At 72.8% G+C, this 12,821-nt stretch carries 15 protein-coding genes; 6 read left to right on the top strand and 9 right to left on the bottom strand.

The genetic code is table 11. From position 1 onward, the window contains the following. The first annotated feature begins 29 nt into the window (after window positions 1-29). Complete coding sequence (locus tag MF672_RS44030) at window positions 30-956, top strand: LysR family transcriptional regulator (RefSeq protein ID WP_242381258.1); 927 nt, start codon at window positions 30-32, stop codon at window positions 954-956. Window positions 957-1,112: 156 nt separating this feature from the next. Here the strand turns inward: MF672_RS44030 and MF672_RS44025 are convergent, their stop codons facing one another. After that, entirely contained in the window at window positions 1,113-1,538 is a 426-nt protein-coding gene (locus tag MF672_RS44025) for a DoxX family protein (protein ID WP_242381380.1), read from the bottom strand. A gap of 78 nt (window positions 1,539-1,616) precedes the next feature. Here MF672_RS44025 and MF672_RS44020 point away from each other — a divergent pair, with 78 nt between their 5' ends. Beyond that, window positions 1,617-2,078 carry a MarR family winged helix-turn-helix transcriptional regulator gene (locus MF672_RS44020; RefSeq protein ID WP_242381381.1) on the top strand — a complete coding sequence of 154 codons (462 nt, stop codon included), beginning with the start codon at window positions 1,617-1,619 and terminating at the stop codon, window positions 2,076-2,078. A 76-nt stretch (window positions 2,079-2,154) separates the two neighbouring features. On the opposite strand, the gene MF672_RS44015 is transcribed toward MF672_RS44020, so the two are convergent. Then, on the bottom strand, window positions 2,155-2,862 hold the full coding sequence (locus MF672_RS44015; protein WP_242381382.1) for a lysophospholipid acyltransferase family protein: 708 nt from the start codon (window positions 2,860-2,862) through the stop codon (window positions 2,155-2,157). A gap of 161 nt (window positions 2,863-3,023) precedes the next feature. On the opposite strand from MF672_RS44015, the gene MF672_RS44010 reads away from it, so the two are divergent. Then, window positions 3,024-3,782, top strand: a complete 759-nt coding sequence (locus tag MF672_RS44010; protein WP_242381383.1) for an alpha/beta hydrolase — start codon at window positions 3,024-3,026, stop codon at window positions 3,780-3,782. A gap of 46 nt (window positions 3,783-3,828) precedes the next feature. Further along, a complete protein-coding gene (locus tag MF672_RS44005; protein WP_242381384.1) occupies window positions 3,829-4,299 on the top strand; it encodes a hypothetical protein in 471 nt (156 codons plus the stop codon). Window positions 4,300-4,347: 48 nt separating this feature from the next. Here MF672_RS44005 and MF672_RS44000 read toward each other — a convergent pair whose 3' ends face one another. Genes MF672_RS44000 through MF672_RS43970 form a run of 7 tightly spaced genes read right to left on the bottom strand, consistent with a single transcriptional unit; the run spans window position 4,348 to window position 10,207 of the window. After that, window positions 4,348-5,475 carry a hypothetical protein gene (locus tag MF672_RS44000; protein ID WP_242381385.1) on the bottom strand — a complete coding sequence of 376 codons (1,128 nt, stop codon included), beginning with the start codon at window positions 5,473-5,475 and terminating at the stop codon, window positions 4,348-4,350. A 9-nt stretch (window positions 5,476-5,484) separates the two neighbouring features. Next, complete coding sequence (locus MF672_RS43995) at window positions 5,485-6,306, bottom strand: endonuclease/exonuclease/phosphatase family protein (RefSeq protein WP_242381386.1); 822 nt, start codon at window positions 6,304-6,306, stop codon at window positions 5,485-5,487. Between the two features lie 7 nt (window positions 6,307-6,313). Next, entirely contained in the window at window positions 6,314-7,246 is a 933-nt protein-coding gene (locus MF672_RS43990) for an ROK family glucokinase (protein WP_242381387.1), read from the bottom strand. Window positions 7,247-7,260: 14 nt separating this feature from the next. Then, window positions 7,261-7,761 (bottom strand): DUF5304 family protein, encoded by a 501-nt coding sequence (locus tag MF672_RS43985; protein ID WP_242381388.1) that lies wholly within the window; start codon window positions 7,759-7,761, stop codon window positions 7,261-7,263. A gap of 57 nt (window positions 7,762-7,818) precedes the next feature. Continuing rightward, on the bottom strand, window positions 7,819-8,979 hold the full coding sequence (locus MF672_RS43980) for an ArsA family ATPase (RefSeq protein ID WP_242381389.1): 1,161 nt from the start codon (window positions 8,977-8,979) through the stop codon (window positions 7,819-7,821). 1 nt (window position 8,980) lies between these two features. Beyond that, entirely contained in the window at window positions 8,981-9,418 is a 438-nt protein-coding gene (locus tag MF672_RS43975; RefSeq protein ID WP_242381390.1) for an SRPBCC family protein, read from the bottom strand. A 21-nt stretch (window positions 9,419-9,439) separates the two neighbouring features. Further along, window positions 9,440-10,207, bottom strand: coding sequence for a metallophosphoesterase family protein (locus MF672_RS43970; RefSeq protein WP_242381391.1), 768 nt, complete (start codon window positions 10,205-10,207; stop codon window positions 9,440-9,442). A 139-nt stretch (window positions 10,208-10,346) separates the two neighbouring features. Here MF672_RS43970 and MF672_RS43965 point away from each other — a divergent pair, with 139 nt between their 5' ends. Both MF672_RS43965 and MF672_RS43960 read left to right on the top strand, forming a co-directional pair. Next, complete coding sequence (locus MF672_RS43965) at window positions 10,347-12,095, top strand: AMP-dependent synthetase/ligase (protein ID WP_242381392.1); 1,749 nt, start codon at window positions 10,347-10,349, stop codon at window positions 12,093-12,095. Between the two features lie 185 nt (window positions 12,096-12,280). Then, entirely contained in the window at window positions 12,281-12,706 is a 426-nt protein-coding gene (locus MF672_RS43960) for a hypothetical protein (RefSeq protein ID WP_242381393.1), read from the top strand. Window positions 12,707-12,821: the final 115 nt, after the last annotated feature.

Here is a 12,821-nt window from a genome sequence, read left to right as displayed (position 1 = left end):
ACCTCAAATGCATCTTTGTCAGGTGATACATGCGTCAGACGCAACCGAGCCTCGACCTGCTGGTCGCGCTGGACGTGCTGCTGGAGGAGGGCAGCGTGTCGGCCGCGGCGCACCGGCTGCACCTGTCGGAGCCCGCGATGAGCCGCACGCTCGGCCGGATCAGGAAGGCGATGGGCGACCCGGTGCTGGTGCGCTCGGGGCGGCAGATGGTGCCCACGCCGCGGGCGCTGGCCGTGCGGGAGGAGGTGCGGGGGCTGGTGGAGGCGGCCCGGCGGGTGTTCACGCCGCCGGGGCGGCTGGACCCGGCGACGCTGGTGCGCCGGTTCGTGATCCTCGCCTCGGACGCGGTGATCACCGCGGTCGCGTTGCCGCTGCTGAGCGAGGCGGCCAGGTCCGCGCCGGGGGTGACGCTCCACTTCCTGCCGGAGGGGCACGGCGACCAGCACGCGCTGCGCGAGGGCAGCGCGGACCTGGAGGTGACGGTGGTCGAGGACCCGGCGCCGGAGACGCGGGTGGAGCCGCTGATGCGGGACCGGGCGATCGGCGTCGTACGGCCGGGGCACCCGCTGCTGTCGGGCGGCCCCGTGACGCTGGAGCGGCTGGCGGCCGGCGAGCACGTGATCGCCAGCCGCCGGGGCCGGATGCGGGGGCCGGTGGACGAGGCCCTGGCCGCCCGCGGGCTGGAGCGGCGGATCGCCGGGTCGGTGCCGACGTTCGGGGCGGCGCTGCTGGCGGTGCGCGAGTCGGACCTGGTGGGGATGACGCCCGAGCGGCTGACCGCGCCGCTGGTGCGGGCGCTCGGGCTGGTGACGTTCCCGATACCGCTGGAGCTGCCGTCGATGACGTTGTCGCAGGCGTGGCACCCGCGCTACGACGCCGACCCCGCGCACGCCTGGCTCAGGGAGCAGGTGCGCGAGGCCCTCACGACCCTCGACCCGGACCACCCGCCGGCGTGACGGCCGGGCGGGGGTGAGGCGAGGGCCGAGCGGAGACCAGGCGACGGTCAGGCGGCGGCCAGGCGGTCAGGCGGTGGTCAGGCGGCGGCCAGGCGGTCAGGCGGTGGTCAGGCGGCGGTCCGGCGGTCAGGCGGTGGTCAGGCGGCGGTCCGGCGGTCAGGCGGTGGCGGGCTGGGCGGCGCGGCGGCGGGCGAGGGCGCCGTCGAGCGCCAGGGCCCCGCCGCCGGTGAAGCCGACCGCCAGGCTCGCCGCGGCCAGCGCCAGGACGAACTCGTAGCCGCCGTCGCCGGTCAGGCCGTTGCCGCCGTGCACGAAGACGATCGCGCCGAGCATGTCGAGGGCCAGCAGCGTGCCGGCGACCGGCAGCCCCGCCCCCAGGACGAGCGCCAGGCCGCCCGCGACCTCCAGCGCGGCCACGGCGGGCGCGGCGAGCCCGGCCAGCGGGATGCCGGCGGACTCGAAGAACTCGGCCGTGCCCGCGAGCCCCATCGTGACGAACTTCTGGTAGCCGTGCACCAGGAAGATCACCCCGACGGCGACCCTGGACAACAGCAGGACGACGGGACGGGCTTGGTCGATCATGCGGCCTCCTCGATCGTTCGAATCTGAACAAGAGCGTAGCGTGGAAGTTCAAAATTGAACAACAAGTACACTGGGGCCGTGACCGACACCCGATGGCTCGACGCGACGGAGATGGCGGCCTGGAGCGCCTTCCTCTCGACCGCGCACCTGCTCGAACGGCGCATCGAGGAGCAGCTCAAGGCGGCGGCCGGGCTGACGCACCCGCAGTACGAGATCCTGGTGCGGCTGGCCGGCTCTCCCGGCAGGCAGCTGCGTATGACCGAGCTGGCCCGGAGCTGCGTGGTGTCGAAGAGCGCGCTGACGTACCAGATCACCCAGCTGGAGAAGGCGGGCCTGGTGGAGCGGGCGACCTGCCCGTCGGACGAGCGCGGCGTGCTGGCGGTGCTCACCGAGGCGGGGCTGAGCTGCCTGGAACGGGTGGCGCCGGGCCACCTGGAGGTGGTGCGGGCGTACCTGATCGACCGGCTCAGCCGCGAGGAGCTGCACACCGTGAGCACGGCCATGCAGAGGACCGAGCAGGCGTTACGGGCCTCCGCCTGACGCCTGCGCGGCGGGGGCGGCGCATGGGCTCGGAGCATCGTAGACCACTCTACGCGACCGAGCCGCTACTGTCAGTTCACTTCTTCCCGGCGGCGGCGCGGGCGGCGCGCTCCATCTCGACCCGGGCGCTGGCGGCGTACTTGTCGACGTACTCCTGCTCCGACAGCTCCATCAGCGCGTACATGATCTCGTCGGTGACGGCGCGCAGCACGAGCCGGTCGTCCTCCATGCCGTAGTAGCGGGAGAAGTCGAGCGGCTTGCCGAACCGCACGCCCGGCCGGATGCCGAGCTTGGGCACCGGCCGCCCCGGCGGCATCATCTCGTAGGTGTTGACCATGGCCCAGGGGATGACCGGGGCCCGCGACTCCAGCGCCAGCCGGGCCACGCCGGTCTTGCCCTTGTAGAGGCGGCCGTCGGGCGAACGCGTGCCCTCGGGGTAGATGCCCAGGATGTGGCCTTCGCGCAGGATGCGCAGGCCGGTGCGGAGCGCGGCCTCGCTGGCCTTGCCGCCCGAGCGGTCGATCGGCACGGTGCCGACGCCGCTGAAGAACATCCGGGTGAAGAAGCCCTTGATGCCGCGCCCGGTGAAGTAGTCGGACTTGCCGAGCGAGATCACCTTGCGCTTGAGGTGCAGCGGGCCGAAGAAGTGGTCGGCGAAGGACAGGTGGTTGCCGGCCAGGATCGCCGGCCCCTCCCTGGGCACGTTGTCGACGCCCTCCGCCCACGGCCTGAACACGAGGTGGAGGAACGGCCCCAAGATGGCCTTGACCACCCAGTAGAACACTCCGGCACCTCTTCTCCAGCACGTTTGTCCGCGGGCAGAGTCATCTTCCCATCCTGAGCGCCATGCAACTACACCAGCTCTCGCACAAACACCCCCGAACGTGCGACGATCGGGCCGTTCCAGGATGAATTGCTGGAATGAAACTGCATGGAGGAGCTGTTATGCCGCTCATGCCAGGCGCGGAGCCCTACCACCACGACGGAGGCCAGATCGGCGTGCTGCTCTGCCACGGGTTCACCGGCACGCCGCAGTCGCTGCGGCCGTGGGCGGAGTTCCTGGCCGGGCACGGGCTGAGCGTCTCCCTGCCCCGCCAGCCGGGGCACGGCACGCGGTGGCAGGAGATGAACCGCACCCGCTGGGAGGACTGGTACGCCGAGGTGGAGAAGGCGTTCGAGGACCTCCAGGGACGCTGCGCGGAGGTGTTCGTGGCGGGGCTGTCGCTCGGCGGCTGCCTGGCGCTGCGGCTCGCCGAGGTGCACGGCCCGGCCATCAGGGGCGTCGTCGCGGTCAACCCGTCCATCGCCAACGACGTCCCGCTGATGCGGCTCGCGCCGCTGCTGAAGTGGTTCGTGCCCTCCGTGCCCGGCGTCGCGAACGACGTCAAGAAGGCCGGCGTGACCGAGCTGGCCTACTCCCGCACCCCGGTCAAGGCGGCGGCCTCGCTGCCCGGCCTGTGGGCGCTGGTGCAGGCCGACCTGGCGAAGGTGACGCAGCCGCTGCTCGTCTACCACAGCGTGGACGACCACGTGGTGAAGCCCACGAGCGTAGAGATCATTCGCCGGAAAGTCCCGCAGGCCACGATCGAGGAGCTGACCGATAGCTACCATGTTGCGACGCTCGACAACGACGCCGACACGATCTTTGCCGGCAGCCTCGACTTCATCCGGACACATGCCTCGGTACCCTTGCAGAGGGACTGATCGCACCCAGGGGGAAGTCGCGATCACTGTGGAGAGGCCCATCTAGGTGACGCCCCAGAGTGACGAGGACGAGGTCTGGCGGCAGATCGTCGCGTCCTTCAACGACACCGCCGAGCACGACTCGGCCGACCAGCCATGGCCGGACAGCGAGAACGTCCCCGCCGAGCCCGCCCGCCGGGTGGTCAAGCCCTCCGAGGAGCTGGAGGAGGACCTCGACGACGCCGGCGACAAGCACGACGAGGGCTCGGACGACGAGCAGGCCGGCGAGGAGGGGCACTACGTCCCGCCGCCGCCCCCTCCGCTGCCCAAGCTCGACCTGGCGACCAAGCTGGCGTGGGTGGCGCTGTTCGGCGGTCCCGCCTACCTCCTGATCGCCGCCATGGCGAGCTGGCACATGGAGGGGTGGGCGCTGTTCACGGCGGTGGCGGCGTTCATCGGCGGCTTCGTGGCGCTGGTGGTGCGCATGGGCGACGGCCCGCCGTCCAACGACGGCTGGGACGACGGCGCGGTGCTCTGACCCACCGCACGCCGGCCAAGGCCGGCCACGGTGCAACGACGGCGGCGGTCAGGACTTGGTCGCGGCGGTGGAGGCCGCGGCGGGCCGCGGCGCGAACGACTCCACCACGTCGGTGTAGCGGTCGGCGGTGTCGACCGCGTGCCCGACCGCCCACACCGCGCCCTTGCCGGCGAGGTAGGCGACGGCCTGCAGGCGTACGCTGCTGCGGCCCTTCTCGGTGCCGCCGCGGATGACCTCGCAGGCGCCCTTCTCGCAGCGCGCCACGAACGGCTCGGCCGCCCGCTCGGGGTCGTAGCCGGTCATCCAGTAGCGGCCCTTGCCGTCGCCGGTCACGCCGTAGAGGCGGGCGCCGGTGACGGGCAGGCTCTGCTGCTTCCAGCGCTTGCCGTTCCAGACCAGCACGAGCGGCGAGACGTCGCCGGGGCCGCGGTAGACGCCGCCGACCGCGACCGCCCGCTTGGCGTTGTCGGTCTGCACGTCGCGCAGGTAGCCGCCGGGGATCGAGGGCAGCGGCATGGACTTCCAGGTGCCGCCCGAGTTGTGCGCGATGAGCGGGCCCGTGCCGGTGTCGCCGACGGCGAAGCCGCCCGCGACGGCGTACAGCACGCCCTTGTCCTTGAGCTGCTGCACCGACCAGGTGGAGCCCTGCCCGGTGAGGACGAGGCCCTGCTTCTCGCGGCTGCCGACCGCCACGACCTTGCCGCCCTTGGCGTCGACGCCGCCGAGCCAGTCGCCGGCCCGCATGCCCTGCGGCCGGACCCGGTCGAAGCCGGACACGTCGCCGTGCGCCAGGTACGGCAGCCCGTCGTGGCCGTCGCCCACCGCCCACACGTCGGACGGGCCGGCCGCGGCCAGGCTGCGGAGGTTGCCCGCCCCGGTGCCGTCGCGCAGCGCCACCTCGCTCCAGCGGGAGCCGTCCCAGTGGCGGACGGTGCCGCGGTTCTTCCACACGTCCCAGATCTCCTGCTGGCCGACCGCCCACACGTCGCCCGTGGAGACGGCGAGCACGTCGGACAGGGAGCCGTCGGCCTGCAGGCGCACGCTGGTCGAGCGCTGCCACGCCTCGATTCCGGCGGGGCTGCGAGGATCGGCATGCGCGGCGGGCGTGACCTGCGGCAAGGCCACGGACGTCGCCAAGATCAGGAAGAGCGCACGCCGCCGGGAGCGACGGGTCATGAGCAAATGCTACGGGCTGGGCCGCCCTGTCCGCCCGCCGGTGTCCGAATCGGGATCCCCGGCGCCGCGCGCGCCGAGCTGGAACCTCAGCTCGGCCACCACCGGCAGATGGTCGCTCGCGGCGGCCAGATCGGCCGGGTCGGCCCCGGTCCCGGGCCCGGTCCCGGCCCCGGTTCCGTCGCCGCAGGAGAGGACGCTCGCCCCGGGCGCGGCGAACACGCCGTCGATGCGCGCCGCCGGCCGCGCGGCCGGGAACGTCGGCGCGCCGCCCCCGCCCGCGGCCGCCCCGCAGTCGGACAGCCGGCCGGCGAGGTAGCGCCAGGCCGGCTGGTGCGGCTGCTCGTTCAGGTCGCCGCCGAGCACGATCGCCGCCCCGTACGGGGCCGCCGCCCGCTCCATCAGCGCCACCGCCTCGGCCGCGTGGTGCATCCGCGCCGGGTCGCTGAGGTCGAGGTGGAGCGAGCCGACCGCCAGCCGGGCCCCGCCGGCCTCCACGACGGCGACGGCCAGCCCGCGCAGCTCCAGCCCGAGGAAGACCCGCAGGGCGTGGCTGCGCGCCTCCAGCACCCGCACCCGCGGGCCGGTGAGCACGGCCACGCCGCCGAGCCGGCCGGGCGTCGCCAGCCGCATCCCGGCCGCCTCCGCGAGCGCCCGCCGCCTGGCCCGCCACCGGCCGAACCGCGGCGCCTCCTGCACGCACAGCACGTCGGCCCGCAGGCCCGCGATCACCCGGGTGAGCGCGGGCAGGCTGTCGCGCAGCCCGTGCAGGTTGTACGTGCCGATCCTGACGCCGCCCCGGACGCCGGCTCCGGGGCCGTTGCCGGCGCTCACGCGCCGGCTAGCGCTGCCTGGCCAGGTCGGCGGCGCCCACCACGCCGGCCGAGGCGCCGAGCTCGGCCAGCCGGATCTCGGCGAGCGGCCGGTGCCCGTGCCCGGTGAGCCGCCGCGCGAAGCTCTCGCGGGCGCGGTCGATGAACAGGTCGGCGGCCCTGGACACGCCGCCGCCGACGATGAAGCAGCCCGGGTCGAGCACCGCGGCCAGGTCGGCCATGCCCTGGCCGAGCCAGTCGGCGAGGGCGCCGAACGCCTCCAGCGACACCTGGTCGCCCCGGCGCGCGGCCTCGGTGACCTCCTCGCCCTCGATCTTGCCGCCGGCCAGCCCGAGCAGGATCTGCGCCCGCTCCGGCGCGGCCTCGGCCAGCTCTCTGGCCTCCTTGACCAGGGCCTGGCCGCTGGCGTACTGCTCCCAGCAGCCGATGTTGCCGCAGCCGCACGGCCGCCCGCCCGGCTGCACCTGCATGTGGCCGAGCTCGGCGCCCATGCCCCAGCGGCCGCGGTAGAGCGCGCCGTCGAAGACCAGGCCGCCGCCGATGCCGGTGCCGAGCGTCAGGCAGACCACGTGGGACTGGCCGCGCCCCGCCCCGAACCTGGTCTCGCCCCAGGCCATGGCGTTGGCGTCGTTCTCGATCACGACCGGCAGGCCGACCAGCCCGCTGATCTTCTTCTGCAGCGGCTCCTCGCGCCAGGCGAGGTTGGGGGCGAAGCGCACGACCGAGCGGGTCTCGTCCACGAACCCGGCCGCGCCCACCCCCACCGCCTCGACGTCCCTGCCGGCGGACAGCTCGCGGACCACGTCGGCCACCGTCTCGGCCACCACGTCCGGACGGTCGGCGGCGGTCGGCCGCAACGTGTGTTCGACGATCTTCCCTTGGTCGTCGACCACACCCGCGGCCACCTTGGTCCCGCCGATGTCGACACCGATCGTGAGCATGCCCCTCGTTCTCCCTATCCCAGATCTATGTGTTCCACGTCGTCGCGGCGGGCCCGGTCGTCCTGCCGTGCCTGCTCGCTCTGGCGTGTCCGGTCGTCGCGGGGGCCACGGGGGGCGGGGCGGCCCAGGGCGTCGAGCGCGCCGCGGAAGGCGGCGAACAGCTCGCCGCCCGCGGCCATCAGGTGACCGGTCACGTCGGCCCCGGACTCGCGCTGGGCCGCGATCGCGCGGCACCACGGGCAGGCGCGGCAGACGTACTCGTCGTGCGGCTCGGTCACCGCCTCCTCCCAGACGTCGCGCTCCCTGCGCGCGCCGCCGGTGAACGAGTTGAGCACGGTCCGGCCGACCTGGCGCGTGGCGCGTCCCTGGATGGACTCGAACAGCTTGCGCGCCTCGTCGGCGACGGTGCCGATCGGGTCACGGTCGCCGCCCGGCCCGGTGCTGCCCTGCCCGGTGCTGCCCTGTCTGGTGCTGCCCTGTCTGGTGCTGTCTTGTCTGGCGTTGCTCTCGGTCATCTGGCCCTCCCTGTGGCGGCGGCCCTGCCTGCGGGGTCGCTCATCCTCCTCAACTCCTCAGGAACCGGATTCGCTCCCCGGGCTGAACGCTACCCGCAGCACGCCGTCGCGGAGCGCCGCCCCGCTGATCTTCCTGCGGGCCAGCGCGACGGGCAGGGCCAGGATGCGGCGGTAGGGGCCCGCCGTGATGATGAGCTCGTCGCCCTTGCGGGCCAGGTCGACCTCGCCGCGGTCGGCGCCGGGCAGGTCGAGGGTCAGCTCGTCGGCGCTCATCCGCAGCGGCGGCGGGGCCGCGGGCGGCGCGAACGGGTCGGCCTCGCCGTAGAGCCGCGCCCCCACGTCGGTCAGCGCGCCCCTGCCGACGGGCTCGGCGGGCAGGTAGGGGACGACATGGATGGGCAGCGGCGCGAACGACTGCTCCGCCTCGGCCAGCAGCCTGGCCTGCGCCGCCACCCACTGGGCGCGCCACTCGTCGGCGCCCTCCGCGGGGAAGACGCGGTTGGCGATGACGGCGTCGACGCGGTAGCCGTACAGGTTGAGCGAGGTGAGGGTGCGCCGGGCCTCGGCCAGCACCACCGACTCGGGGGTGAGCACGAGCCGGACGGAGGCGTGCTCGCCGGTGAGCAGCTCCCGCACCTGCATGAGGCCGCGGTGGAAACGCTCGCCGGCGCTCATGACGTCGTCGCCGGGCGCGCTGACCCGGGCCACGCCGCGCACGAACGGCGCGACCAGCCGCACCAGCCGCCGGCCGACCGGCATGAGCCGGCTGACGTGCCAGTCGAGCGCCTCGGGCAGCGCGAGCAGGCGCAGCGTCTCGGCGGTGGGCGCGCAGTCGACGACGATGACGTCCCAGCGGCCGGAGCGGGCGTGCTCGCGCAGCTCCAGCAGCGCGATGACCTCCTCGGCGCCGGGCAGGACGGTGATCTCCTCGGAGGTGATCTCGTCCAGGCCCAGCTCGGTCAGCACGCCCCGCGCGTAGTCCTGCAGCTCGCCCCAGTGGCGCTCCAGCGTCTTCTGGGTGTCGACCTGGTGCAGGTGCAGGCCGGGCGCCACCTCGCCGGGCTCGGCGGCGAGCGCGTCGGCCAGCGAGTGGGCGGTGTCGGTGGAGACAACGAGCGTCTTCAGGCCCCGGCTCGCGGCCAGCGTCGCGGTGGCCGCGGCGGCGGTGGTCTTGCCCACGCCGCCCTTGCCGGTGAAGAGCAGGACCCGGGGATCCACCTCAGCGGCCTTCGACGCGCTTCTTGAGGCCCTTGAGCGCGGTGTCCACGATCACCTTCTCCGCCTTGCGCTTGATCATCCCGATCATCGGCACGCTGAGGTCGACGGCCAGCTCGTACGTCACAGCGGTGCCACTGCCCGCCGCGGCCAGCCGGTAACTCCCGCGGAGCTGCGAGACCATCTTGCCGGGCTCGACGACCTCCCAGCTCACGCCGTCGTCGCCCGCCCAGGTGTAGCCGAGGGTGTAGGTGTCGCTGATCATCCCGGCGTCCAGGACGAAGCGGACGTCGCGCGCCCGGCCGTCGTCACCGGCGGCGAGGACCTCGGCGCTCTTGATCGAACCCGCCCACTCGGGGTAGGCGGGGAAGTCGGCGATGACCGCCATGACCTCGGCGCGGCCGGCGTCGATGGTGATGCTCGAAGTGGTGCGATCAGCCATGGGAACACCGTACCGGGCGGGTCACCATTCGAGGACGAAGGGAACGCCCTTCCCCCGGAAATGGCCCACGTTCACACATTCGGTGCGTCCCACCCGGGCGCGGGCGTGCAGGGGGTTGTGCACGTGGCCGAACAGGGCGTAGCGGGGCTGGATCCGGCGGATCGCCTCCAGCGTGGCCTCGCTGCCGCGCTCGAAGCGCCGCGCCACCACGTCGTAGAGCAGCTCGGGCAGGGCGGGCGGGATGTGGCAGCACAGCACGTCCACCTCGCCGACCGCCTCGACCTTGGCCGCGTACTCCTCGTCGCTGATCTCGTACGGCGTGCGGTAGGGCGTCCGCAGCCCGCCGCCGACGAACCCGAACCGCAGCCCGCCGATCTCCACGCTCTCCCCGTCGAGCACCTGGTGGCCGGGGCGCAGGTAGTCGGACCACAGGCGCGGCAGGTCGACGTTGCCGTAGGTGAGGTAGGCGGGGGTCGGCATGGCGGCGAACAGCGCCTCGTACTGGGCGCGGACGTTGCGCTCGATGTGCTCGCGCGGGTCGCCGTCGAGCGTCGCCCACAGCGCCGCCGACAAGGCCCTGGCCTCGTCGAAGCGCTTCTGCGTGCGCAGGCCGATGAACTCGGCGGCCTTGTCCCGTCCGAACAGGTCGGCGAAGATGCCCTGCGCGTGGTCGTCGTAGTCGATGAACAGGATCAGGTCGCCGAGGCAGATCAGCGCGTCCGCGCCCTGCCCGGCGACGGCCAGGGCGTCGGCCCGGCCGTGGACGTCGCTCACCACATGGACCCGCATGGGGGAAATCCTACGAGCGGCGGCTGCTAGCGTGATGAACGGCCTTCATAACGCCTCCATGACGACGCGACCTGCGAGGCTACCGGCGCGTAACTTAACGCGGTAACGTCCAGGCCGTCCTTCGAAGAGGAGTTGATCCGTGCGCGAGTACAGCGTCCCGGTCCTGGTCGACGTGCCTGCCTCGGCCGGCCTGGCCGACACCGTCTTCCGGCGGGCCGAGCAGGAGCCCGGCGCCGTCGTCATGCGCCGCAAGACCGGCGCGGGGTGGCCGGCGGTCACCGCGTCGGAGTTCCGCGACCAGGTCGTGGCCGTGGCGCGGGGGCTGATCGCGGCGGGGGTGGAGCACGGCGACCGGGTGGCGCTGATGTCGCGCACCCGCTACGAGTGGACGCTGGTCGACTACGCCATCTGGTCGATCGGCGCGGTCACCGTGCCGGTCTACGAGACCTCCTCGGCCGACCAGGTGCGCTGGATCCTGTCCGACAGCGAGGCCAAGGCCGCGTTCGTGGAGCTCGACGCGCACGAGGAGACCGTGCGCGAGGCCGCGCCCGAGCTGAAGGACGTGTGGCGGATCGACGCCCCGCCGGAGGGCGGCGACGTCCCGGAGTCGGAGGTGCACGAGCGGCGCGCCCGGGTCTGCGCCGCCGACCTCGCCACCGTCGTCTACACCTCCGGCACCACCGGCCGGCCCAAGGGCTGCCGGATCACCCACGACAACCTGCTGTTCACCGCGCTCAACGTGCTGCGCGGGCCGCTGGAGCCGCTGTTCTCCCGCAAGGACCCGGCGGCGCTGCTGTTCCTGCCGCTGGCGCACATCTTCGCGCGGATGATCCAGGTCGTGCTCGTCGAGGCGGGCGCGGTCATGGCGCACACGCCCAACATGAAGAACGTCGCCCCCGACCTGCAGGACTTCCGGCCGACGTTCCTGCTGGGCGTGCCGCGCGTGTTCGAGAAGGTCTACAACGGGGCCGAGCAGAAGGCGATCGCCGGCGGCAAGGGCAAGATCTTCGCCCGCGCCGTGGACGTCGCCGTGGCCTGGAGCCGCGCCGAGAGCTCCGGAGGCGCGCCGCTGGGGCTGCGGCTGCAGAAGGCCGTCTTCGACCGGCTCGTCTACGCCAAGCTGCGGGCCGCGACCGGCGGGCGCCTGACAGCCGCCGTGTCCGGCGGCTCGGCGCTGGGCGAACGGCTCGGCCACTTCTTCAAGGGCGTCGGCATCGAGGTGTTCGAGGGCTACGGCCTGACCGAGACCTCCGCGCCGTGCTCGGTCAACCTGCCGGGCGCCAACAAGATCGGCACGGTGGGCAAGCCGCTGCCCGGCGTCACGCTGCGCATCGGCGAGGACGGCGAGGTGCTGGCCAAGGGCCGCAACGTCTTCGCCGGCTACTGGAAGAACGAGGCCGCCACCGCCGACGCGATCGACTCCGACGGCTTCTACCACACCGGCGACCTCGGCGAGCTCGACGCCGACGGCTACCTGAGCATCACCGGGCGCAAGAAGGAGATCCTGGTGACGGCGGCCGGCAAGAACGTCGCGCCCGGGCCGCTGGAGGACCTGCTGCGCGCCCACCCGCTGATCTCCCAGGCCATGGTCATCGGCGACGGCCGGCCCTTCGTGGCCGCCCTCGTCACGCTCGACCCGGAGGCGGCGCCCGAGGGGCGCACGGCCGCCGAGCTGCGCACCGACCCCGAGGTGCTGGCGGAGATCCAGGGCGCGGTGGACAAGGCGAACCGGTCGGTGTCGAAGGCGGAGCAGATCAAGAAGTTCGTCATCCTGGAACGGGACATCACCGAGGACAGCGGGCATCTGACGCCGACCCTGAAGGTGAAGCGCAATCTGGTGCTGCGGGACTTCGCGGACCAGATCGAGAAGCTGTACGGCGGGCACTAGAAAAGCCGGAACAACATAAGGCGATCCGTCCGGATTTAAGCATCCATATGCCGCGTGACCAGGGGAATCTTCCTTCGAATCCCGCTTTCTCGCCGCCGCCCGCCGGGTATTCTCGGGGCAAAGAAAACGGGACCGGGAATCTATACCATCCCCGGTCCCTTACCCCACGGTAAGGGAGAACAGGCGTGAACATCAAGGATGCCGGGCCGGCTTTCACGACGGCTCTTGAGAACGAATTCATCCAAATCCGGGCAGACCAGAAGGAATTGGCGCAGGATCTGACCGATCGCGTCAACAACGTGGCGAACCGCCTCAAGGACCTCGACTCCAGGTGCGAGACACGGTTCTCCCGCCTCGACGCCAAGATCGACGCGGTCGACGCCAAGGTCGAGAAGCTGGACCTCCGGCTCGGCGCCGTCGAAGGGCGGCTCGACGCCGTCGAGAACCAGCTCGACGCCTTCGCAGGCCACCTCGAGACGATGAGCGCTGGTGTCGGCGGCCTCGGCGAGCACATCCACGGGATCGGCACGCGGGTCGACGGCGTGCAGGAGACTCAGCAGCAGATGCTCAACGTGCTCGTCGGCATCCAGCAGAAGCTCGCCGCCGCCTGATCCCAGCGCGTCACGAGGGCGGGTTCGTGCCGGCTCCGGCGCGGGCCCGCCCTTGGCGTACGTGGGGGCGCGGGCGTCCGGATGGCGGCACGGCCTCATGCGGCTGGTCCTGGTG

Origin of the sequence: Actinomadura luzonensis (assembly GCF_022664455.2) — a bacterium.
GTDB classification, from domain to species: Bacteria; Actinomycetota; Actinomycetes; order Streptosporangiales; family Streptosporangiaceae; genus Nonomuraea; species Nonomuraea luzonensis.
Note: the sequence above shows the minus strand (reverse complement) of the source record. Positions and strands in the feature narration are given on the sequence as shown.

What these genes read in the sequence shown, in the direction of transcription:
- MF672_RS43975 (WP_242381390.1), bottom strand. Translation starts at nt 9,418, where the DNA reads ATGGCTGATCGCACCACTTCGAGCATCACCATCGACGCCGGCCGCGCC.
- MF672_RS44030 (WP_242381258.1), top strand. Translation starts at nt 30, where the DNA reads ATGCGTCAGACGCAACCGAGCCTCGACCTGCTGGTCGCGCTGGACGTG.
- MF672_RS43990 (WP_242381387.1), bottom strand. Translation starts at nt 7,246, where the DNA reads ATGCTCACGATCGGTGTCGACATCGGCGGGACCAAGGTGGCCGCGGGT.
- MF672_RS43985 (WP_242381388.1), bottom strand. Translation starts at nt 7,761, where the DNA reads ATGACCGAGAGCAACGCCAGACAAGACAGCACCAGACAGGGCAGCACC.
- MF672_RS44025 (WP_242381380.1), bottom strand. Translation starts at nt 1,538, where the DNA reads ATGATCGACCAAGCCCGTCCCGTCGTCCTGCTGTTGTCCAGGGTCGCC.
- MF672_RS43970 (WP_242381391.1), bottom strand. Translation starts at nt 10,207, where the DNA reads ATGCGGGTCCATGTGGTGAGCGACGTCCACGGCCGGGCCGACGCCCTG.
- MF672_RS44000 (WP_242381385.1), bottom strand. Translation starts at nt 5,475, where the DNA reads ATGACCCGTCGCTCCCGGCGGCGTGCGCTCTTCCTGATCTTGGCGACG.
- MF672_RS44010 (WP_242381383.1), top strand. Translation starts at nt 3,024, where the DNA reads ATGCCGCTCATGCCAGGCGCGGAGCCCTACCACCACGACGGAGGCCAG.